The 21,531-nt window shown below is 60.9% G+C and carries 18 protein-coding genes; 5 read left to right on the forward strand and 13 right to left on the reverse strand.

The window, feature by feature from the left end; genetic code table 11:
• Positions 1-13 precede the first annotated feature (13 nt).
• A complete protein-coding gene (locus HV782_RS00500; RefSeq protein ID WP_123469940.1) occupies positions 14-1,354 on the forward strand; it encodes a hemolysin family protein in 1,341 nt (446 codons plus the stop codon).
• A gap of 171 nt (positions 1,355-1,525) precedes the next feature.
• On the opposite strand, the gene HV782_RS00505 is transcribed toward HV782_RS00500, so the two are convergent.
• The 8 genes from HV782_RS00505 to HV782_RS00540 all read right to left on the reverse strand — a co-directional run bounded on the left by HV782_RS00505 (position 1,526) and on the right by HV782_RS00540 (position 12,234).
• Positions 1,526-2,422, reverse strand: coding sequence for a peptidoglycan DD-metalloendopeptidase family protein (locus tag HV782_RS00505; RefSeq protein WP_186743885.1), 897 nt, complete (start codon positions 2,420-2,422; stop codon positions 1,526-1,528).
• Positions 2,423-2,630: 208 nt separating this feature from the next.
• Positions 2,631-3,587 carry a response regulator gene (locus HV782_RS00510; RefSeq protein ID WP_186743883.1) on the reverse strand — a complete coding sequence of 319 codons (957 nt, stop codon included), beginning with the start codon at positions 3,585-3,587 and terminating at the stop codon, positions 2,631-2,633.
• Between the two features lie 177 nt (positions 3,588-3,764).
• Complete coding sequence (gene phoU, locus HV782_RS00515) at positions 3,765-4,526, reverse strand: phosphate signaling complex protein PhoU (RefSeq protein ID WP_007954334.1); 762 nt, start codon at positions 4,524-4,526, stop codon at positions 3,765-3,767.
• A gap of 104 nt (positions 4,527-4,630) precedes the next feature.
• A complete protein-coding gene (gene pstB / locus HV782_RS00520; RefSeq protein WP_123469947.1) occupies positions 4,631-5,464 on the reverse strand; it encodes a phosphate ABC transporter ATP-binding protein PstB in 834 nt (277 codons plus the stop codon).
• A gap of 93 nt (positions 5,465-5,557) precedes the next feature.
• Positions 5,558-7,228, reverse strand: a complete 1,671-nt coding sequence (gene pstA / locus HV782_RS00525) for a phosphate ABC transporter permease PstA (protein WP_186743880.1) — start codon at positions 7,226-7,228, stop codon at positions 5,558-5,560.
• A 15-nt stretch (positions 7,229-7,243) separates the two neighbouring features.
• Entirely contained in the window at positions 7,244-9,277 is a 2,034-nt protein-coding gene (locus HV782_RS00530; RefSeq protein ID WP_177490388.1) for an ABC transporter permease subunit, read from the reverse strand.
• Positions 9,278-9,701: 424 nt separating this feature from the next.
• A complete protein-coding gene (locus HV782_RS00535) occupies positions 9,702-10,703 on the reverse strand; it encodes a phosphate ABC transporter substrate-binding protein PstS (protein WP_128613619.1) in 1,002 nt (333 codons plus the stop codon).
• A 232-nt stretch (positions 10,704-10,935) separates the two neighbouring features.
• Positions 10,936-12,234 carry an MFS transporter gene (locus HV782_RS00540; protein WP_123469955.1) on the reverse strand — a complete coding sequence of 433 codons (1,299 nt, stop codon included), beginning with the start codon at positions 12,232-12,234 and terminating at the stop codon, positions 10,936-10,938.
• A gap of 376 nt (positions 12,235-12,610) precedes the next feature.
• Here HV782_RS00540 and HV782_RS00545 point away from each other — a divergent pair, with 376 nt between their 5' ends.
• Together HV782_RS00545 and HV782_RS00550 are read left to right on the forward strand one after the other, a co-directional pair.
• The gene (locus HV782_RS00545; protein WP_003229628.1) at positions 12,611-13,015 is read left to right on the forward strand and encodes an acyl-CoA thioesterase; all 405 of its coding nucleotides are present in this window, start codon (positions 12,611-12,613) and stop codon (positions 13,013-13,015) included.
• 58 nt (positions 13,016-13,073) lie between these two features.
• Complete coding sequence (locus tag HV782_RS00550; protein WP_186743878.1) at positions 13,074-13,973, forward strand: D-hexose-6-phosphate mutarotase; 900 nt, start codon at positions 13,074-13,076, stop codon at positions 13,971-13,973.
• A gap of 123 nt (positions 13,974-14,096) precedes the next feature.
• Here the strand turns inward: HV782_RS00550 and HV782_RS00555 are convergent, their stop codons facing one another.
• The 5 genes from HV782_RS00555 to HV782_RS00575 form a co-directional block, all read right to left on the reverse strand.
• Entirely contained in the window at positions 14,097-14,633 is a 537-nt protein-coding gene (locus tag HV782_RS00555; protein WP_186743876.1) for a DUF3299 domain-containing protein, read from the reverse strand.
• 93 nt (positions 14,634-14,726) lie between these two features.
• A complete protein-coding gene (locus HV782_RS00560) occupies positions 14,727-14,972 on the reverse strand; it encodes a GlsB/YeaQ/YmgE family stress response membrane protein (RefSeq protein ID WP_123469959.1) in 246 nt (81 codons plus the stop codon).
• A 110-nt stretch (positions 14,973-15,082) separates the two neighbouring features.
• Positions 15,083-16,165, reverse strand: coding sequence for a 5-(carboxyamino)imidazole ribonucleotide synthase (locus tag HV782_RS00565; RefSeq protein ID WP_123469961.1), 1,083 nt, complete (start codon positions 16,163-16,165; stop codon positions 15,083-15,085).
• A gap of 10 nt (positions 16,166-16,175) precedes the next feature.
• On the reverse strand, positions 16,176-16,667 hold the full coding sequence (purE, locus tag HV782_RS00570) for a 5-(carboxyamino)imidazole ribonucleotide mutase (RefSeq protein ID WP_007954291.1): 492 nt from the start codon (positions 16,665-16,667) through the stop codon (positions 16,176-16,178).
• A 330-nt stretch (positions 16,668-16,997) separates the two neighbouring features.
• A complete protein-coding gene (locus HV782_RS00575) occupies positions 16,998-17,906 on the reverse strand; it encodes a LysR substrate-binding domain-containing protein (RefSeq protein WP_123469962.1) in 909 nt (302 codons plus the stop codon).
• 180 nt (positions 17,907-18,086) lie between these two features.
• Between HV782_RS00575 and aspA the strand changes: the two genes are divergently transcribed.
• Positions 18,087-19,511 (forward strand): aspartate ammonia-lyase, encoded by a 1,425-nt coding sequence (gene aspA / locus HV782_RS00580; RefSeq protein ID WP_123454738.1) that lies wholly within the window; start codon positions 18,087-18,089, stop codon positions 19,509-19,511.
• A gap of 499 nt (positions 19,512-20,010) precedes the next feature.
• Positions 20,011-21,456, forward strand: a complete 1,446-nt coding sequence (locus tag HV782_RS00585) for an alanine/glycine:cation symporter family protein (RefSeq protein ID WP_128613616.1) — start codon at positions 20,011-20,013, stop codon at positions 21,454-21,456.
• Positions 21,457-21,531 lie beyond the last annotated feature (75 nt).

Below are 21,531 nucleotides of genomic sequence, written 5' to 3' on the forward strand. Positions count from 1 at the left end.
GCAAAACTCCATCATGGACCCTTCCCCTGGCTTGTCCCTCGCAACACTGTTCGCCGATTTCGGCATGATTCTTTTCGCTCTGATCCTGGTTTTGCTCAACGGCTTTTTCGTTGCGGCGGAATTCGCCATGGTCAAACTGCGCTCGACCCGGGTCGAGGCCATCGCCGACAAGAACGGCTGGCGCGGGCACATCCTGCGCACCGTGCACAGTCAGCTCGATGCGTACCTCTCGGCCTGCCAGCTCGGTATCACCCTCGCCTCCCTGGGCCTGGGCTGGGTCGGTGAGCCGGCGTTCGCGCACATTCTCGAACCGTTGCTGAGCGCAGTCGGCGTGCAATCGCCAGAGGTGGTCAAAGGCATTTCGTTCTTTACCGCGTTCTTCATCATCTCGTACCTGCACATCGTGGTCGGTGAGCTGGCGCCCAAGTCGTGGGCGATCCGCAAACCCGAGCTGCTGTCGCTGTGGACGGCGGTGCCGCTGTACCTGTTCTACTGGGCGATGTACCCGGCGATCTACCTGCTCAACGCCAGCGCCAACGCGATTCTGCGGATCGCCGGCCAGGGCGAACCCGGCCCGCACCACGAACACCATTACAGCCGCGAAGAACTGAAACTGATCCTGCACTCCAGCCGTGGCCAGGACCCGAGCGACCAAGGCATGCGCGTGCTGGCCTCGGCGGTGGAGATGGGCGAACTGGAAGTGGTCGACTGGGCCAACTCCCGGGAAGACCTGATCACCCTGGAATTCAACGCGCCGCTGAAAGAAATCCTGGCCATGTTCCGTCGCCACAAGTTCAGCCGTTACCCGGTGTACGACAGCGAGCGCCAGGAGTTCGTCGGCCTGCTGCACATCAAGGACCTGCTGCTGGAACTGGCGGCGCTGGACCACATTCCCGAGTCGTTCAACCTGGCTGAACTGACCCGTCCGCTGGAACGTGTGTCGCGACACATGCCGCTGTCGCAGCTGCTGGAGCAGTTCCGCAAGGGCGGCTCGCACTTCGCCGTGGTCGAGGAGGCTGACGGCAACATCATTGGCTACCTGACCATGGAGGACGTGCTGGAAGTACTGGTCGGCGATATTCAGGACGAACACCGCAAGGCTGAGCGCGGGATTCTGGCGTATCAGCCGGGCAAGCTGCTGGTGCGCGGCGATACGCCGTTGTTCAAGGTTGAACGCCTGCTGGGTATCGACCTGGACCACATCGAAGCCGAAACCCTCGCCGGGCTGGTCTACGAAACCCTGAAACGGGTGCCGGAAGAGGAAGAAGTGCTGGAAGTCGAAGGCCTGCGGATCATCATCAAGAAGATGAAAGGGCCGAAGATTGTGCTGGCCAAGGTGTTGATGCTGGATTGATGGCGGTTGCAGGGTAGCTTTTGTGGCGAGGGGATCTCTCCCCGTTGAACGGCAAAGCCGTCCCGAAACCATTGAATGCATCCCCTCAGGGATTGCGCGAATGCCGGATTCAGGGCCGCTACGCGCCCCAACGGGGATAAATCCCCTCGCCACCGTCGATCTCCACTGGATTTATTGCTTGCCCAACGCAAAGTTGGGCAACGCCCCCAGCGGTTGGTTGAACTGATACGGAATCGACACCAGCCCCGAGCCGTTGTTGCGCTGCACCACAAAGTGCAGGTGCGGGCCACTGCTGTTGCCGGTATTGCCCGACAGCGCCAGCGGACTGCCCACGGTCACCCGTTGCCCTTCGCGTACGCTTACCGACCCTTGCTTGAGGTGCAGATACACGCCCATGGTCCCGTCATCGTGCAGCACCCGGACGAAATTGCCGGAGGGATCCGTCCCGCGCCCGCTCTGTGAGTTCTCGATTTTCACCACCACCCCGGCCCGCGCCGCGATGATCTGTGTGCCGACCGGCATGGCGATGTCCATCGCATAGCGGTTCTTTGGCCCGAAGTGGCTGTACTGGCCTTCAGCGCCCTGACTCAGGCGGAACGGCCCGCCACGCCACGGCAGCGGATAGCGATAGCTCTGCGTCGCGCCAGCGGGGTCGCCCAAGGCATACTGGAATTGCGGCGTATACACCAACGGCTTGCCGCCGGTAATCGCCGTCAGCAGCGCCAGCCGCGTGTTGCTGCGTGCCGGCAGCACCCTGCGGATGGTTTGCGCCGGCGCGCCCCGCACATTGCTCATGCCGGTAAACGCCAGTGCCACCTCGACCGGCGCGTACAGATCATTGCGTACGAACACCACGTCACCGCCCTTCTGCTTCTTGATGTCGAGATAGACCTGCCGCTCCAGGCGCTCGACCATGCGGTCCTGAAACACGAACACCTGCGAGCCCTTGCTCGGACGGTCGCTGTACGAGACCACGCCGTTGGCATCGGTGGATTTGTAGATCGTCATGGCCACAGCCGAGGTGGAGGCCACGAAAAGACCACAGAAAAACAGCAGGCGCGCGAGCATGGGCAAGAGTCTGTCGAAGTAAGGCCTGGAAATGAGCCTAGCAGCTCAGACAGACCAGGCTAGTCGACAGATGTTTCAAATTGGCCAGCGCGGGAGATGGATGGTGCTTTTGATGACCCCATCGCCAGCAGCCTGGCTCCTATATTGGAATGCATTCCAGATGTAGGAGTGAGCCTGCTCGCGATAGCGGTGTATCAGTCGAAGAAGATCAAGCGCCCGGAACGAAGTGCTTCTGTGCCGTGCCGCGAGCGATCAGGCGGGAGATGTAGTCGAGCTTCTGCGCGTCCTGGTCGACGAAGCGGAAGGTCAGTTGCAGCCAGTCGCTGTCGGCTTTCTGCTCGTGGGCAACGATGGCGTGCAGGTAGCCATTGAGGCGGGCGATTTCGGCGTTGTCGCCCTGCTCCAGGTCGAGCACGGCGCTGTCGAGGATCTGCGGCAGGGTGTCGGTGCGCTTCACCACCAGCAACGCTTCCTTGATGCTCAGGGCCTTGATCACGCATTGCTGGTTGCCGCTCGGCAGACGCAATTGACCCTGGCCACGTCCGCCGGCCGGCGCTTTCGCGGCGGCCGGGGCCTGGACTGGCGGGCTGTTGAGCAAACCACGGGACGGCGCAGCAGCAGGCGCCGGAGCAGCGGCAGCAGGCTTGGCGAACGGGTTGACCGCAGCGGCTGCCGGAGCACCACCGACCACGGCAGGCTTGCCACCGGTCAATGCGCTCAGGGAGTCGTTGCCGAACGCCGAGTTCATCTTGGTCGGGGCGCTGTTCATCAGGGTGTCGAGCTTGCCGACCTTGTTCAGCGCCTGCTTGACCTTGGTCAGCAGTTGCTCGTTGGTGAACGGCTTGCTGACGTAGCCGGAAACACCGGCCTGAATCGCCTGCACGACGTTTTCCTTGTCGCCACGGCTGGTGACCATGATGAACGGCATGGTCTTGAGGTTGTCTTGCTCGCGGCACCAGGTCAGCAGTTCGAGACCGGACATTTCCGGCATTTCCCAGTCGCACAGAACCAGGTCGAACGCTTCCCTGGCCAGCATGGCCTGAGCCTTTTTGCCGTTGACGGCGTCCTCGGTGCGGATCCCCGGGAAGTAATTACGCAGGCACTTTTTCACCAGGTCACGAATGAACGAAGCATCGTCCACGACCAACACACTGATCTTGCTCATCCAACACCCCTATTAAAATCCCGGCAAGCATAACGCTGGCTGATGGCACATTGCCAAAACTCTTCAGTCACGCCGGGACTTTTCGTTCGCGGGTGCTGCTTTTTAATTCGGTTCTGCCCATGAAAAGCACAAACAAAAACGCCCGGCCAAAGGGCCGGGCGCTTTTCTCAGGCAATCTTACTTATCGTCAGCATCGCCCGGAACATTAGCGGTTTCGCCGCTTGTGCCTTCAACTTCTTCTTTCATGCGTTTGAGGCCCATGTGGCGCACGTCGGTGCCGCGCACCAGGTAAATGACCAATTCGGAGATGTTGCGTGCGTGGTCGCCGATGCGTTCCAGCGAACGCAGCACCCAGATGATGCTCAAGACCCGCGAGATAGAGCGCGGGTCTTCCATCATGTAGGTCGCCAGCTCGCGCAGCGCGGTCTTGTATTCGCGGTCGATGATCTTGTCGTATTGCGCCACCGACAACGCCAGATCGGCGTCGAAACGGGCAAACGCGTCCAGCGCATCACGCACCATGTTGCGCACCTGGTCGCCGATGTGGCGAACCTCGACGTAACCGCGTGGCGCTTCGCCTTCCTCGCACAGCTGGATGGCGCGACGGGCGATCTTGGTCGCTTCGTCACCGATGCGCTCCAGGTCGATCACCGACTTGGAGATGCTGATGATCAAGCGCAGGTCGGACGCCGCCGGCTGCCGACGGGCGAGAATGCGCAGGCATTCTTCGTCGATGTTGCGTTCCATCTGGTTGATCTGGTCGTCGATCTCGCGCACCTGCTGAGCCAGGCCGGAATCGGCCTCGATCAGCGCGGTGACCGCGTCATTGACCTGCTTCTCGACCAGCCCGCCCATAGCCAGCAGGTGGCTGCGCACTTCTTCCAGTTCGGCGTTGAACTGCGCGGAAATGTGATGGGTAAGACCTTCTTTAGAAATCATTGTTCGCTCCGCGAAAGTTGCAAGCTTCAAGCTGCAAGCTTCAAGCAGTTATGTATAAGTCCTGATATCGCACCGCATCTTTCTTGCGGCTTGCAGCTGTACGGCTAGCCGTAGCGACCGGTGATGTAGTCTTCGGTCTGCTTCTTCGCCGGATTGGTAAACAGCGTGTCGGTGTCGCCGAATTCCACCAGTTTGCCCATATACATGAACGCCGTGTAGTCGGACACCCGTGCAGCCTGCTGCATGTTGTGGGTCACGATGACGATGGTGAACTTGGACTTCAGCTCGTAGATCAGCTCTTCGACTTTCAGGGTCGAGATCGGGTCGAGGGCCGAGCACGGTTCGTCGAGCAGCAACACTTCCGGCTCAACCGCGATGGTACGGGCAATCACCAGACGCTGTTGCTGACCACCGGACAGACCCAGTGCCGACTCGTGCAGGCGATCCTTCACTTCGTCCCACAGCGCCGCGCCTTTCAACGCCCACTCGACCGCTTCGTCGAGAATGCGCTTCTTGTTGATGCCCTGAATGCGCAGACCGTAGACCACGTTTTCGTAGATGGTCTTGGGGAACGGGTTGGGCTTCTGGAACACCATGCCAACGCGACGACGCAGCTCGGCAACGTCTTCACCCTTGCGGTAGATGTTGTTGCCGTACAGGTTGATCGCGCCTTCGACACGGCAGCCGTCAACCAGGTCGTTCATACGGTTGAAGGTACGCAGCAGCGTGGATTTGCCGCAGCCCGACGGGCCGATGAAGGCGGTCACGCGCTGTTTCGGGATGTTCATGCTGACGTCGAACAGGGCTTGCTTCTCACCGTAGAACAGGCTCAGGCCCGGCACTTCGATGGCCACGGTTTCCTGTTCGAGGTTGAGGCTCTGCTTGTCGCGACCCAGGGCAGACATGTTGATGCCGTGGGTGTGTGTTTCGTGCTGCATGGTTCTCACTCCGTTCGTAGCTGCAAGCTTCTAGCTGCAAGCTGCAAGTTTGAGCAAAAGCGGCTTGTAGCTCGCCGCTTGTGGCTAATAGCTTTAGCTATCCAGTGCTTTGTATTTTTCGCGCAGGTGGTTGCGGATATACACCGCCGACAGGTTCAACGTGGCGATCACCAGCACCAGCAACAGCGCGGTGGCATACACCAGCGGACGTGCCGCCTCGACGTTCGGGCTCTGGAAGCCGACGTCATAAATATGGAAGCCCAGGTGCATGATTTTCTGGTCCAGGTGCAGATACGGGTAGTTGCCGTCCACCGGCAGCGACGGTGCCAGTTTCACCACACCCACCAGCATCAACGGCGCCACTTCACCGGCGGCGCGAGCCACGGCGAGGATCATGCCGGTCATCATCGCCGGGCTGGCCATCGGCAGAACGATCTTCCACAGCGTCTCGGCCTTGGTTGCACCCAGTGCCAGCGAGCCTTCACGAACGGTACGCGGGATACGCGCCAGACCTTCCTCGGTCGCCACGATCACCACCGGTACGGCCAGCAGCGCCAGGGTCAACGACGCCCAGAGCAGACCCGGTGTACCGAAGGTCGGCGCCGGCAATGCTTCGGGGAAGAACAGACGGTCGACCGAACCACCCAGCACGTAGACGAAGAAGCCCAGACCGAACACGCCGTAAACGATCGCCGGAACGCCGGCGAGGTTGTTCACCGCGATACGGATGATCCGCGTCAGAGTGTTCTGCTTGGCGTATTCACGCAGGTACACCGCCGCCAGCACGCCGAACGGGGTCACGATCATCGCCATGATCAGGGTCATCATCACGGTGCCGAAAATCGCCGGGAAGATCCCGCCTTCGGTGTTGGCTTCACGCGGGTCGTCGGAGAGGAATTCCCAGACCTTGCTGAAGTAGAAACCGATCTTGCTGAAAGTGCCCATGGCGTTCGGCTGGTAGGCGTGAACCACTTTGCCGAGGCTGATTTCGATTTCCTTGCCGTTGGCATCGCGGGCAGTCAGCGCGTCACGGTTGAACTGCGCGTGCAGGTCAGAGAGACGGGCTTCAATGTCCTGATAACGGGCATTCAGTTCGGCGCGCTCGGAGTCCATGTCCGCTTGTGCGGTGGCGTCGAGTTTGCCTTCCAGTTCCAGCTTGCGGCCGTGCAGACGGATGCGCTCCAGCCCTGCGTTGATCGCACCGATGTCAGTTTTTTCCAGCGACTTCAGTTGCGTAGCCAGACCGTTTACACGGTTGATCCGCGCTTGCAGCTCAGGCCATGCCGCTTCGCCTTCGGCGATCACCTTGCCGTCCTGTTTGACGTTGACCAGGTAGCCGTAGAAGTTGCCCCACTCACGGCGCTCCAGCGCCATCAGCTCCGGCGGATTTTTCTGGTCGGTCAGCCACTCGCCGACGATCCAGGTGAAGTCGTTGCCATTCAAGTCACGGTTACCGACCTTGATCAGCTCGCGGGTCATGAATTCCGGGCCCTGATCGGGCACCGGCAGGCCGGCGCTCTTCAAGCGGGCGCGGGGCACTTCTTCTTTCTGCACCACTTCGCCGATGACCAGGTGATTGGCCTGGCCCGGCACGTCGTAGCTGGCGTGGATCAGATCCGCCGGCCAGAAGTGACCCAGACCGCGCACGGCGATCACCGCCAGCAGGCCAATGGTCATGATGACCGCGATGGACACCGCGCCACCGCTGATCCAGACGCCCGGGGCGCCGCTCTTGAACCATCCATTCAGGGAGTTCTGTTTCACAGACTTCTACCTTTCTTAAAGCGACGAGTATTTCTTGCGCAGACGCTGACGAATCAGTTCTGCCAGGGTGTTCATGACGAAGGTGAACAACAGCAGCACCAGCGCCGAGAGGAACAGCACGCGGTAGTGGCTGCCGCCGACTTCCGACTCCGGCATTTCCACCGCGACGTTGGCGGCCAGGGTGCGCAGGCCTTCGAACAGGTTCATTTCCATGACCGGTGTGTTACCGGTGGCCATCAGCACGATCATGGTTTCACCGACCGCACGGCCCATGCCGATCATCAGCGCCGAGAAGATGCCCGGGCTGGCGGTGAGGATCACCACGCGGGTCATGGTCTGCCACGGCGTGGCACCGAGGGCCAGGGAGCCCAGGGTCAGGCCACGCGGTACGCTGAACACGGCGTCTTCAGCGATCGAGTAGATGTTCGGGATCACCGCGAAACCCATGGCCAGACCGACCACCAGAGCGTTGCGCTGGTCGTAGGTGATGCCCAGGTCGTGGGAGATCCACATGCGCATGTCACCGCCGAAGAACCAGTTCTCCATGAACGGACTCATGTACAGCGACAGCCAGCCCACGAACAGGATCACCGGAATCAACAGTGCACTTTCCCAGCCATCCGGCACCTTGAGGCGGATCGACTCAGGCAGGCGACTGAAGGTGAAACCGGCAACCAGAATGCCGATCGGCAACAGCATCAGCAGGCTGAAGATGCCCGGCAGATGCCCTTCCACATACGGTGCGAGGAACAGACCGGCGAAGAAACCGAGGATTACCGTCGGCATCGCCTCCATCAGTTCGATCACCGGCTTGACCTTGCGGCGCATGCCCGGGGCCATGAAGTAGGCGGTGTAGATTGCAGCGGCAACGGCCAGCGGTGCCGCCAGCAGCATCGCGTAGAACGCCGCTTTCAGGGTGCCGAAGGTCAGTGGCGAAAGGCTCAGTTTCGGTTCGAAGTCGGTGTTGGCCGCCGTCGATTGCCAGACGTATTTAGGCTCGTCGTAGTTCTCGTACCAGACCTTGCTCCACAGCGCGCTCCACGACACTTCCGGGTGCGGGTTGTCGAGCAGCAGCGGTTGCAGTTTGCCGCCGGCTTCGACGATCACCCGGTTGGCGCGCGGCGACAGACCGAACAGGCCCTGCCCTTCGGCCACGGGCTCGACCAGCAGCGTGCGGTGCGCAGTGCTGTGGAACACGCCGAGCTTGCCGGATGCATCGAGGGCAACGAAGCCTTTGCGGCGCTCTTCGGCAGTGATTTCAACGATCGGCGCAGTGCCCATCTGGAACGTGCGGATCTGCTTCAGGCGCAGCTCGCCATCGGTGTCACGGGCCATGAACCACTGGGCCAGGCCACCCTTGGAGTCACCGATGATCAGCGAGATACCGCCCACCAGCTGGGTGCTCGCAGTAACTTCGGCGTCAGCGTTTTCCAGCAGTTTGTAGCGACCGTTGAGGCTCTTGTCGCGCAGGCTGAACACGTCGGCCTGGGCACGCCCGTTGACCACGTACAGCCATTGCTGGCGCGGGTCGACGAAGATGTTTTTCACCGGCTCGGTCATCTGCGGCAGATCAATACGCTTCTGCTCGCTGGTGACTTCACCGGTCATCATGTTTTCTTCGCTGGTCAGCGACAGCACATTGAGTTGCGAACCGGTCGAGCCGACCAGCATCAGGGTCGAATCGGTGGCATTGAGGCTCACGTGCTCGAGCGCCCCGCCGTTTTCGTTCACCACGATCGGCGTGTTGCCGTACGGGTATTCGATGGCCGGGGAGATGGTTTTCTTGCCATCGGGGTAGCTGACTTTATAGGTGTGACGGAACACCAGCGCCTGACCGTTGGACAGGCCCACAGCCACCAGCGGATGACCTGGCTGATCTTCGCCGATGGAAGTTACGGTAGCGCCTGCCGGCAGCGGCAGATCGACGCGCTTCAATTCAGCGCCACTGTCGATATCGAAAAACAGCGCCTGGCCCTTGTCGGAAACGCGCATCGCCACCTGATTCTGCTCCTCGAGCGAAATCATCAGCGGCTTGCCGGCGTCCTGCATCCAGGCCGGGGTAATAGCATCTTTCGCGGTCAGGCTGGCACCCTGAAACAACGGGGCAACCACATAGGCGAGGAAGAAGAAAATCAGGGTGATGGCGGCCAGTACGGCAAGACCGCCGATCAGGACATACCAGCGGGTGAAGCGATCCTTGAGCGCGCGAATACGGCGCTTGCGTTGCAACTCAGGCGTATTGAAATCAATGCGCTTGGGGGGATTAGTAGTCATGTGGGAATTGGCCAGATCATTCATGCGCACACCCTAGCGATCCTGTATGACAGAAAGATGACAATGCAGTGACGCACCAAATCCACCGCCAACGGAGCTGGCAGAGGATCGAAAATTTGAGAGGTGTATAAAAGGCCGGTCTGCGGGCAGATCCGGCCTTTCACCTGAGTCCGAAGGGGTTCATCCCGGACTCAATTTGTTACTTCTTGGCGACAGCGCCGCCTTCCTGCAGACCCAGGTCAGCCAGGGCTTTGGCAGCAACCTTGGCTGGCAGTGGGATGTAGCCGTCTTTCACTACAACTTCCTGACCCTGTTTCGACAGAACCAGTTTCACGAACTCGGCTTCCAGCGGGGCCAGAGGCTTGTTCGGGGCCTTGTTGACGTAAACGTAGAGGAAGCGCGACAGCGGGTACTTGCCGTTCAGGGCGTTTTCTTCGGTGTCTTCGATGAAGTCAGTGCTGCCCTTCTTCGACAGCGCAACGGTTTTCACGCTGGCAGTCTTGTAACCGATGCCCGAGTAACCGACGCCGTTCAGCGAGGAGCTGATCGACTGCACGACCGACGCCGAACCTGGTTGTTCGTTGACGTTCGGCTTGTAGTCGCCTTTGCACAGGGCTTCTTCTTTGAAGTAGCCGTAGGTGCCGGATACCGAGTTACGACCGAACAGCTGCACCGGCTTGTTGGCCAGATCGCCGGTCACGCCCAGGTCGCCCCAGGTTTTGACGTCGGCTTTGGCGCCGCACAGACGAGTGGACGAGAAGATCGCGTCAACCTGTTCCATGGTCAGGTGCTGGATCGGGTTGTCCTTGTGCACGAATACCGCCAGGGCGTCGACAGCCACCGGGATAGCGGTTGGCTTGTAGCCGTACTTCTGTTCGAAGGCCGCCAGTTCGGTGTCCTTCATCTTGCGGCTCATCGGGCCCAGGTTGGAGGTGCCTTCGGTCAGCGCAGGTGGCGCAGTGGCGGAGCCAGCGGCCTGAATCTGGATGTTGACGTTCGGGTATTCTTTTTTGTAGTTCTCAGCCCACAGGGTCATGAGGTTGGCCAGAGTGTCGGAACCAACGCTGGACAAGTTGCCCGAAACACCGGTGACCTTGGTGTAAGCCGGAATTGCCGGGTCAACGCCAGCGGCTACCGCGTGGGCAGTCGCAACGCCAGCAGCGACAAAAGTCATTGCCGCCATCAAACGCTTCAGTTTCATGCCTTACTCCTAGCAGATAGGGGGTGTTAATTCGGGGCCAAGTATTAGCAGGCCGTGTGAACACTCTATGGCTGAAATATGACAATTGGATGAAAGGCCAGCATCCGGTTTCTACTGAATGATTCGAGTGGTCCCAATCGCGAGCAGGCTCACTCCTGCAATTGAAATACATTCCAACCGTAGGAGTGAGCCTGCTCGCGATGGCGTCAGAACAGCCGCTGCAGAATCGGAATCAGCGGCCCTTCTTCCAGAGCCACGCTCCGACCAGAATCCCCATCGTGCAAAGGACGGCCACATAGTAGGCCGGCCCCATCGCGCTTTCTTTAAGCAACAGGCTGACCACCATCGGCGTCAGACCACCGAAGATCGCGTACGCCACGTTGTACGAGAACGACAACCCGCTGAAGCGCACCACCGGCGGGAACGCCTTGACCATCACGTACGGCACCGCACCGATGGTGCCGACCAGCAGACCGGTCAGGGCATACAGCGGGAACAGCCAGTTCGGGTGATCGGCGAGGCTGTGATAGAAGGTCCAGGAGCTGATCAGCAAGCCCAGACTGCCGAAGACAAACACCCGGCCAGCGCCAAAACGGTCCGCCAGGGCACCGGAGATGATGCAGCCAACGCTCAGGAACACGATCGCCAGGCTGTTCGATTGCAGGGCCACCGTAGGCGAGAAGTGATAGACCGTCTGCAGCACGGTCGGCGTCATCAGGATCACCACGACGATGCCGGCCGAGAGCAACCAGGTCAGCAGCATCGAGATCGCGATCGCCCCGCGATGGTCACGCAGTACGGCACGCAGCGGCACTTCTTCAGCCAGCGCCTTGCGCAGTTGCAGTTCGGCGAACACTGGCGTCTCGTGCAGCCAGCGGCGCAGATACACCGAAAACAGGCCGAACACACCGCCAAGCAGGAATGGGATCCGCCAGGCGTAGTCCGCGACTTCCACCGGCGTATAAAGGCTGTTGATCGCCGTGGCGACCAGCGAACCGAGTAAAATACCGGCCGTCAGGCCGCTGGTGAGCGTGCCACAGGCATAGCCGATGTGCTTTTGCGGCACGTGTTCGGAAACGAAGACCCAAGCCCCCGGCACTTCCCCGCCAATCGCCGCGCCCTGAATCACCCGCATCAACAGAAGTAGGATCGGTGCCCACAGGCCGATCTGCGCGTAAGTCGGCAGCAGCCCCATGATCAGGGTCGGCACGGCCATCATGAAAATGCTCAGGGTGAACATTTTCTTGCGGCCCAGCAGGTCGCCGAAGTGCGCCATGACGATGCCGCCCAGCGGACGGGCCAGGTAGCCGGCGGCGAAAATGCCGAAGGTCTGCATCAGGCGCAGCCACTCGGGCATGTCGGCCGGGAAGAACAATTTGCCGACCACGGTGGCAAAGAAGACGAAGATGATGAAATCGTAGAACTCCAGCGCACCGCCCAGGGCCGATAGCGACAAAGTCTTGTAGTCATTGCGGGTCAACGGTCGTGCGGGTTGCTCGGGCTGCGCGAGGCTCGAAGGCGCTGTGGTCATGGCAAGGGCTTCTCTTATAGTCGGATCTGCCGCCACAACAACGCTGGCTGTGGCTTGGGCAGGTTCGGCACCATAGCAAATTGTTCGAAAAAGCACATAGAGGCGCGTATTTGACGGTCAAAATGAGAACCGGATGGTCGTCGCGGAGTCTACCGACCGATATACTCGCAACCTTGCTCCGGTTTGTAGGGGGTTGCTGTGCGAAAACGTCGTTGGTCGCCTTGGTGCGTGGATCCAGCCGCTTTCGCAGAGTTTCCCTTTAGGCGCCTATGGAAAACGTGACGAACGCAGTATGTTCGGTGCTGAATCGTTTTTCCTGAAGACGGCTACCACCAGCAATACCAACGAAGAGTCACGGGTCAGAGGCACCCCCGGCATGATAGAGCTCGAACAAGAAGATCCGATCCCGCAAGGCGACCTGGCCCTGCAAATCACCGCACTTCCCCGCGAAACCAACGGCTTTGGCGATATTTTCGGCGGCTGGCTGGTGGCGCAGATGGATTTGGCCGGCACGGCAATGGCCAGCCGTGTCGCGGGCGGCCGCGTAGCGACAGTTGCCATTGATCGCATGGCGTTCCTCGTGCCCGTGGCCGTCGGCGCACAGCTGTCCTTTTATACCCAGACCCTGGAAATCGGCCGAAGCTCGATCCAGATGATGGTCGAGGTGTGGAGCGACGATCCGCTGTCCAGCGAGTGGCGTAAAGTCACTGAAGCGGTGTTCGTCTTCGTCGCCATCGACGGCAGCGGCCGCACCCGTTCGGTACCGCCACGCGCACGTTAAACCTCGCGACCGTTTTGCGGTCGATAGTCGTCCCAAGTGTCTGATCGAGAGTTGTCCCATGAACACGCCCAACGTTGAAGCCGTGAAACTGGATGAACTGAACTGCTGGCGCATCCGCCACGGTCAGGCCGAAGTGCTGGTGGCCCAGCAAGGCGCGCACATCCTCAGTTATCAGATCGACGGCCAGCCGCCGATCATCTGGCTCAACGACAAGGCTGTGTTCAAGACTGGCAAGAGCATCCGCGCCGGCGTGCCGGTGTGCTGGCCGTGGTTCGGCAAGTTCGAACGCAACCCGCAGAGCGTGCAGGCCATGTACACCGGTGAGCAACCGGCACCCGCGCACGGTCTGGTGCGGGCGATGGATTGGGCGTTGGGCGGCATCGAATCGGAGGCAGACGGCGTCAAGGTCGAGTTCAAGCTGCCCGACACCGAAGGTGGCCTGCCTGGCTGGCCGCATGAGGTCGACCTGACCCTGACCCTGCATTTGTCCGAACAACTGAGCTTCAGCCTGACCAGCCACAACCGTGGCAGTGACACCGTCAGCCTGAGTCAGGCGCTGCACACCTATTTCGCCGTCAGTGATGTGCGCAATGTGCACGTCGATGGCGTGGATGGCTTGAATTACATCGAGACGCTGGATGACTGGAAGACCCTCAGCCAGCAAGGCAATCTGCATTTTGCCGGTGAAACCGACCGCATCTACCTCGACGCTCCGCCGCAACTGAGCATCGTCGACCCGGCCTGGGAACGGCGCATTGTGCTGACCGCTACAGGTTCGCGCACGGCGGTGATCTGGAACCCGTGGATCGACCGCGCAGCGGCGCTGGCGGACATGGACAACGATGGCTGGCAGCGCATGCTGTGCATCGAGACGGCGAATGTGATGGATGACATCGTGAGCCTGGCGCCGGGCGCGAGCCACACCATGGGCGTCAGTGTCGGCAGCCAACCGCTTTAAGCTACACCCGATAAAACTGTGGGAGCGAGCTTGCTCGCGAAAGCGTCGTATCAGTCAACTTCAATGTGACTGAGAGATAGCATTCGCGAGCAAGCTCGCTCCCACAATTGTTTTGTATAGGTCCTACAGATCAGATTCCTGCACCACCCGCACCTTGTCCGCTTCCAGCGCATACGCCGCATCGGCCAGATCATTGCTGACCTTCTCGATCTTCAGCGTGCCGGTCACCCACAGCGGCGTGTAGATGTCATCGAGCTTCAAGCCTTTTGGATAACGCACCAACACCAGTTGATTCGGCGGCGGTGGCGGCACGTGGATGCACGCGCCCGGATACGGCACGAGGAAGAACAGCGTGCTGCGGCCCTTGGCGTCGGATTCCAGCGGCACCGGGTAACCGCCAATGCGGATGTGCTTGTCGTTCATCGACGCCACGGTCTTGGTCGAATACATCACCGCCGGCAGGCCCTTGGCCTGTTTCATCCCGCCCTTCTCGGTGAAGGTGCCGGTGGCTTCCGGGGAGTTGTGGTCGATTTCGGGCATGGCCTCGAGGGCCTTTTGGTCCGACTTGGGCATCAGTTCCAGCCAGTCGGTTTCCGGCAGTTCGCCGGCGTGGGCCAAACCGCTGCCCAGAATAAGGAGAGTCAACAGAAGACGGCGCATGAAGGTGCTCGGTCAAGAAAGGAAGGTACATTGAATCGCCGAGCATTCTAGCCCTCCCCGCCGGTTTGGCAGAGAGGGCTTTGTCGCTTTGGATCAGTTCTTTCTGATCAGACCGTAGATCACCAGCAACACGATGGCGCCGACCAGCGCGCCGATGAAACCTGCGCCCTGACCTGCCTGATAGATGCCCAGAGCCTGGCCGCCATAAGTGGCTGCCAACGAACCGCCGATACCGAGCAGGATGGTCATGATCCAGCCCATGCTGTCATCGCCCGGTTTCAGGAAGCGTGCCAGCAGGCCGACGATCAAGCCGATAAAGATGGTTCCGATAATTCCCATGGCATTTCCCTCTGAATAGTAGATATGCGAAGCCTAGTCAGACTTTGGCATCCTGCCATCAGAGAACGGCGGCCCCTGAATGGTTCCGCCGCTGCCAGATGAAACTGTCGTTACTCGGCGATCAGCGCTTCGACCTTGACGATCTGCGCCTGCAGCGTGGCCATGTCGGCGCAGCGCAGGTTGGCGTGACCGACCTTGCGCCCGGCCTTGAAGGCTTTGCCGTAGTGATGCAGATGGCAATCTTCGATGGCGATGACTTTCTCCACCGGCGGCACCACGCCGATGAAGTTGAGCATCGCGCTCTCGCCGACCTTGGCCGTCGAACCCAGCGGCAGGCCGGCCACGGCGCGCAGGTGGTTTTCGAACTGGCTGCACTCGGCGCCTTCGGTGGTCCAGTGCCCGGAGTTGTGCACGCGCGGGGCGATTTCGTTGGCCTTGAGGCCACCGTCGACTTCAAAGAACTCGAACGCCATCACGCCCACATAGTCGAGCTGCTTGAGGACGCGGCTGGAGTAGTCTTCGGCCAGCGCCTGCAACGGGTGATCGGTACTGGCCACCGACAGCTTGAGGATGCCGCTGTCGTGGGTGTTGTGCACCAGCGGATAGAACTTCGTTTCGCCATCGCGGGCACGCACGGCGATCAGCGAGACTTCACCGGTGAACGGCACGAAGCCTTCCAGCAGGCAGGCAACGCTGCCCAGCTCGGCAAAGGTGCCGACCACGTCTTGCGGCGTGCGCAGGACTTTCTGACCCTTGCCGTCGTAACCCAGGGTGCGGGTTTTCAGCACGGCCGGCAGACCGATGGAAGCCACGGCGGCCTCCAGGTCAGCTTGCGATTGAATGTCGGCGAAGGCCGGGGTCGGGATCCCCAGGTCCTTGAACATGCTCTTCTCGAACCAGCGGTCGCGAGCGATGCGCAGGGCTTCGGCGCTCGGGTACACCGGGACGAACTGCGAGAGGAACGCCACGGTTTCCGCGGGGACGCTTTCGAACTCGAAAGTCACCAGATCGACTTCGTCGGCCAGTTGCCGCAGATGATCCTGATCGCCGTAATCGGCCCGCAGGTGTTCGCCCAATGCGGCCGCACAGGCGTCCGGCGCAGGGTCGAGGAAAGCGAAGTTCATGCCCAGCGGAGTGCCCGCCAGCGCCAACATGCGACCCAACTGGCCGCCACCGATTACACCGATCTTCATCTCAACAACCTCAGGCAATACGTGGGTCTGGATTGTCCAGGACGCTGTCTGTCTGCTCGGCACGGAAGGTTTTCAGTACCGCGTGGAACTGTGGATGCTTGGCACCGAGGATGCTCGCCGAGAGCAGCGCGGCGTTGATCGCGCCAGCCTTGCCGATGGCCAGGGTGGCGACCGGGATGCCCGCGGGCATCTGCACGATCGACAGCAGCGAATCGACGCCCGAGAGCATGGCCGATTGCACGGGTACGCCCAGCACCGGCAGGTGGGTCTTGGCCGCACACATGCCTGGCAGGTGGGCTGCGCCCCCGGCACCGGCGATGATCACCTCAATGCCGCGGCCTTCGGCCTCTTCGGCGTACTGGAACAGCAGATCCGGGGTACGGTGGGCAGAAACCACCTTGACCTCGTACGGGATGCCGAGCTTTTCCAGCATATCGGCGGTGTGGCTAAGGGTGGACCAATCGGACTTGGAGCCCATGATCACGCCAACCAGTGCACTCATCGTCGCGCCTCTTCTCTCTGGGCGCCCGCAGGCGCGTCAAAAACAACAAGCCACGCAGATTGCGTGGCTTGATTGTACGAAAAATGGCCGGACGTACCGGCCGAAGGCCGCGCAGTATACCGCAAAGAAAGCAATAAACAGCCCCCTTCGCGACCATCTGTCATCTACCGCAAAAGCCCGGTTTTATTGACCTGAAGGTCAGCCGACAAACACCACAAATCCCTTGTGGGAGCGAGCTTGCTCGCGAAGAGGGAGTGTCAGGCAACATTGATGTTGTCTGGCACACCGCTTTCGCGAGCAAGCTCGCTCCCACAGGGGCTGCGGGTCGGTTCAAGAGTTTTGGGCAGCGCCGCCTTCAAGCTTGCGCCACAGCAGGCGCACGTTGGCTTTGCGCACCAGCGCGCAGCGGTATAAGCGGATCTCCAGCGGCACATGCCATTGCGGGCCGCCGCACACCACCAGTTCGCCGCGAGCCAGTTCGGCGCGCACACTCAGTTGCGGCACCCAGGCGATACCCAGCCCCTCTAGCGCCATACTTTTCAGGCTGTCGGCCATGGCCGTTTCGTAGATCGTGGTGAAACGCAGCTGACGCTGACGCAGCAAGCCGTTCACCGACCGCCCAAGAAATGCCCCGGCGCTGTAAGCCAGCAACGGTACGCTGGCGTCGCCTTCCAGATCGAACAGCGGCTTGCCCTCGGCATCCGCCGCACACACCGGCAGCATCTCGGTCTGGCCCAGGTGCAGCGACGGGAAAATCTCCGGGTCCATCTGCATCGCCGCGTCCGGGTCGTAGAATGCCAGCATCAAATCGCAGCCACCTTCGCGCAGCGCATGCACCGCGTCGCCGACGTTGGTCGCAACCAGCCGTGTGGCGATGTTCAAACCTTCGTTGCGCAGTTGCGCGATCCAGCGCGGGAAGAAGCCCAGCGCCAGCGAGTGCGCGGCCGCGACTTGCATCACTTCGCCCTGCCCGCCTTCCAGATGATGCAGGTGGCGCAGCACTTCACCGAGTTGCTCGACCACGGTGCGCGCGGTCACCAGAAACAACTGCCCCGCCGCCGTCAGTTCGACCGGCGTGCGCGAGCGATTGACCAGCGTCAGCCCCAATGCAGCTTCAAGGCTGCGGATCCGCCGACTAAATGCCGGTTGCGTCACGAAGCGCCGTTCGGCCGCTTGCGAGAAGCTGCGGGTGGCGGCCAGAGCACTGAAGTCTTCGAGCCATTTGCTTTCCAGATTCATCACGTCCTCCCGGACACGCACCAAAACGGGTCACACGTCTGCCGCGCACGCGGCGTCACACGGGCATTATGCCGAATGTGCATAGGGCAGTGCTGAACAGCATTGGCCCAAAAATTCCCACAAGCCTAGCATTCGCAGCGTTCCGGCACAGACCGGGTCCATATCGAGATGATTTCTATCATGTCCTCCGCTGCATCTTTCCGCACAGAAAACGACCTGCTTGGCGCCCTCGAAGTACCGGCTCAAGCGTATTACGGCATCCAGACCCTGCGAGCGGTGAACAACTTCCGTCTCTCCGGCGTTCCGATTTCGCATTACCCGAAACTGGTTGTCGGTCTGGCGATGGTCAAACAGGCCGCCGCTGACGCCAACCGCGAGTTGGGTCACCTGAGCGAAGCCAAGCACGCTGCCATCAGCGAAGCCTGTGCCCGATTGATCCGCGGTGATTTCCACGAAGAGTTCGTGGTCGACATGATTCAAGGTGGCGCCGGTACCTCCACCAACATGAACGCCAACGAAGTGATCGCCAACATTGCGCTCGAAGCAATGGGTCACCAGAAAGGCGAGTACCAGTACCTGCACCCGAACGACGACGTCAACATGGCGCAGTCGACCAACGACGCTTACCCGACCGCAATCCGTCTGGGCCTGCTGCTGGGTCACGACACCCTGCTGGCCAGCCTCGACAGCCTGATTCAGGCGTTCGCGGCCAAGGGCAAAGAGTTCGATCACGTCCTGAAAATGGGCCGTACCCAGCTGCAAGACGCCGTGCCGATGACCCTCGGCCAGGAATTCCGTGCCTTCGCCACCACCATGGGTGAAGACCTGGCCCGTCTGAAGACGCTGGCCCCGGAACTGCTGACTGAAGTGAACCTGGGTGGCACTGCCATCGGTACCGGCATCAACGCCGACCCGCGTTATCAAGCGCTGGCGGTACAGCGTCTGGCACTGATCAGCGGTCAACCGGTAGTGCCGGCGGCCGACCTGATCGAAGCGACTTCCGACATGGGCGCCTTCGTGCTGTTCTCCGGCATGCTCAAGCGCACTGCGGTCAAGCTGTCGAAGATCTGCAACGACCTGCGCCTGCTGTCCAGCGGCCCGCGCACCGGCATCAACGAAATCAACCTGCCAGCGCGTCAGCCAGGCAGCTCGATCATGCCCGGCAAGGTCAACCCGGTGATTCCGGAAGCCGTTAACCAGGTGGCCTTCCAGGTCATCGGTAACGATCTGGCGCTGACCATGGCAGCCGAAGGCGGCCAACTGCAGCTGAACGTGATGGAGCCTTTGATCGCTTTCAAGATCTTCGACTCGATCCGCCTGCTGCAACGCGCCATGGACATGCTGCGCGAGCACTGCATCGTCGGCATCACCGCCAACGAAGCCCGCTGCCGCGAACTGGTCGAACACTCGATCGGTCTGGTCACCGCGCTGAACCCGTACATCGGCTACAAAAACGCCACCCGCATCGCCCGTATCGCCCTTGAAAGCGGCCGCGGCGTGCTGGAACTGGTGCGCGAAGAAGGTCTGCTCGACGAAGCCAGTCTCGCCGACATCCTGCGCCCGGAAAACATGATTGCTCCGCGTCTGGTTCCGCTCAAAGCCTGAGCCGACGCGTTACGTGTAGCACCGCTCACCAGGTCGAGGGACTAGACACCTCTCACCTTTTGAGGGCTTGGGGATTTGTCTCCAAGCCCTTTTTTTTAACTGTTGGAAAGGACAAATGTCTTCTGTAGGAGTGAGCCTGCTCGCAATGAACGATTACGCGGTGAGCCTGCAAAACCGCAGCGTCTGCATCGCGAGCAGGCTCACGCCTACAAAAGCCCGGCGCCGGTAACGCCGGGTGTTTCAAAGCTTCGTTTCGTCGCTTGCACCACAACCGTGCAGACGGGCGCCGCACTGATCGGTATAGTGCCGCCCCTCTTCGCGTGAGCGGTCGTCGGTAACGAGGCCATAACCCATGCGAAACCCGAACTAATAACAAACCCGCGAAATAGCTCCGGGACGAAACCATCGCCTCTCCTGTCGTGCCGCGTGCACACCGGCGTAACACGATGTTTCCGACCGTCCAGCATTTGCTCACACAAAAAACAGCGAGGAAAAATCCATGCTCGAAGTCATTAACGACTTCCTCTCAGGGAAAGTACTGATCGTGCTCATTGTCGGGCTCGGTAGTTACTTCACGATTCGCTCGCGTTTCGTTCAACTGCGGCACTTCTTCCACATGTTCGCGGTGTTCCGCGACAGCCTGAAAAGCAGCGGCGGGCAACTCAGCTCGTTCCAGGCCCTGATGCTCAGCCTTGCCGGCCGTGTCGGTGCAGGCAACATCGCCGGTGTCGGCATCGCCGTGACCCTCGGTGGTCCGGGTGCGGTGTTCTGGATGTGGGTGACCGCACTGGTCGGCATGTCCAGCAGCTTCTTCGAATGCACCCTGGCTCAGGTGTACAAGCGCGCCGATGGCGACGGCCTGTACCGCGGCGGCCCGGCCTACTACATCCAGCATGGCCTCAAGCTGAAAGGCATGGCGGTAGTGTTCTCGATCCTGCTACTGGTCACCTACGGCTTCGCCTTCATTGGCCTGCAGTCCTACACCGTGACCCACTCGCTGCAGAACGCCTTTGCCTTCGACCCACGCCAAACCGGTATCGTCCTGGCGGTGCTGCTGGCCATCACCTTCATCGGCGGCATCAAGCGTATCGCCGCAGTGTCTGACCTGCTGGTACCGGTCAAGACCCTGGCCTACATCGGCGTGACCCTGTACGTGATCGGCACCCAGATCGAACACGTGCCAGCCATGCTGGAAACCATCTTCAAGAGCGCCTTCGGTCTCGACCCGGCCTTCGGCGGCCTGCTGGGCAGCGCCATTGTCATGGGCGTGAAGCGTGGCGTGTTCGCCAACGAAGCGGGCCTGGGCAGTGCGCCGAACGTCGCCGCAGTGGCCTCCGTCAAGCACCCGGGCGCTCAGGGCGTGGTTCAGGCCTTCAGCGTGTTCCTCGACACTTTCGTGATCTGCACCTGCACCGCGCTGCTGATCCTGTTGTCGGGCTTCTACACCCCGGGCTTCGAAGGTGACGGCATCGTCCTGACCCAGAACTCGCTGGCCGCCGTGGTCGGTGACTGGGGCCGCATCTTCGTCAGCGTCGCGCTGTCGCTGTTCGTCTTCACCTGCATCCTCTACAACTACTACCTGGGCGAGAACAGCCTGCAGTTCCTTACCCGCAACCGCGCCGCACTGATGATTTTCCGCGGTCTGGTCCTGGCGCTGGTGGTATGGGGTTCGATGCAGGATCTGTCGACCGTGTTCGCCTTCGCCGACATCACCATGACCTGCCTGGCCTTCGTCAACCTGATGGCCCTGGCCATGCTGTTCAAGGTCGGCATGCGCGTGATGCGCGACTACGACGAGCAGCGCCGCGCCGGCGTCAAGCAGCCCGTGTTCGACTCCAGCAAATTTGCCGATCTGGACCTGGACCTGAAAGCCTGGCCGACCGACGCGCCAGCCGCCGGCAAGACCGACGTCGAGCCGCAAGGCGTGCCTGCAGCGCAACGCTGACAGGTGAATGACGGGCGCATCCCCTGCGCCCGTCAGTTATTGTGATGCAATAACTTGTAGGCGCGAGCCTGCTCG

Source organism: Pseudomonas monsensis, assembly GCF_014268495.2.
Taxonomy (GTDB): domain Bacteria; phylum Pseudomonadota; class Gammaproteobacteria; order Pseudomonadales; family Pseudomonadaceae; genus Aquipseudomonas; species Aquipseudomonas monsensis.

What these genes read in the sequence shown, in the direction of transcription:
- pstB (WP_123469947.1), bottom strand. Translation starts at nt 5,464, where the DNA reads ATGCAGCACGAAACACACACCCACGGCATCAACATGTCTGCCCTGGGT.
- HV782_RS00565 (WP_123469961.1), bottom strand. Translation starts at nt 16,165, where the DNA reads ATGAAGATCGGTGTAATCGGTGGCGGCCAGTTGGGTCGCATGTTGGCG.
- HV782_RS00500 (WP_123469940.1), top strand. Translation starts at nt 14, where the DNA reads ATGGACCCTTCCCCTGGCTTGTCCCTCGCAACACTGTTCGCCGATTTC.
- HV782_RS00555 (WP_186743876.1), bottom strand. Translation starts at nt 14,633, where the DNA reads ATGCGCCGTCTTCTGTTGACTCTCCTTATTCTGGGCAGCGGTTTGGCC.
- HV782_RS00530 (WP_177490388.1), bottom strand. Translation starts at nt 9,277, where the DNA reads ATGCAGGACGCCGGCAAGCCGCTGATGATTTCGCTCGAGGAGCAGAAT.
- phoU (WP_007954334.1), bottom strand. Translation starts at nt 4,526, where the DNA reads ATGATTTCTAAAGAAGGTCTTACCCATCACATTTCCGCGCAGTTCAAC.
- HV782_RS00585 (WP_128613616.1), top strand. Translation starts at nt 20,011, where the DNA reads ATGCTCGAAGTCATTAACGACTTCCTCTCAGGGAAAGTACTGATCGTG.
- HV782_RS00535 (WP_128613619.1), bottom strand. Translation starts at nt 10,703, where the DNA reads ATGAAACTGAAGCGTTTGATGGCGGCAATGACTTTTGTCGCTGCTGGC.
- HV782_RS00545 (WP_003229628.1), top strand. Translation starts at nt 12,611, where the DNA reads ATGATAGAGCTCGAACAAGAAGATCCGATCCCGCAAGGCGACCTGGCC.
- HV782_RS00550 (WP_186743878.1), top strand. Translation starts at nt 13,074, where the DNA reads ATGAACACGCCCAACGTTGAAGCCGTGAAACTGGATGAACTGAACTGC.
- aspA (WP_123454738.1), top strand. Translation starts at nt 18,087, where the DNA reads ATGTCCTCCGCTGCATCTTTCCGCACAGAAAACGACCTGCTTGGCGCC.
- purE (WP_007954291.1), bottom strand. Translation starts at nt 16,667, where the DNA reads ATGAGTGCACTGGTTGGCGTGATCATGGGCTCCAAGTCCGATTGGTCC.
- HV782_RS00510 (WP_186743883.1), bottom strand. Translation starts at nt 3,587, where the DNA reads ATGAGCAAGATCAGTGTGTTGGTCGTGGACGATGCTTCGTTCATTCGT.
- HV782_RS00505 (WP_186743885.1), bottom strand. Translation starts at nt 2,422, where the DNA reads ATGCTCGCGCGCCTGCTGTTTTTCTGTGGTCTTTTCGTGGCCTCCACC.
- HV782_RS00560 (WP_123469959.1), bottom strand. Translation starts at nt 14,972, where the DNA reads ATGGGAATTATCGGAACCATCTTTATCGGCTTGATCGTCGGCCTGCTG.
- HV782_RS00540 (WP_123469955.1), bottom strand. Translation starts at nt 12,234, where the DNA reads ATGACCACAGCGCCTTCGAGCCTCGCGCAGCCCGAGCAACCCGCACGA.
- HV782_RS00575 (WP_123469962.1), bottom strand. Translation starts at nt 17,906, where the DNA reads ATGAATCTGGAAAGCAAATGGCTCGAAGACTTCAGTGCTCTGGCCGCC.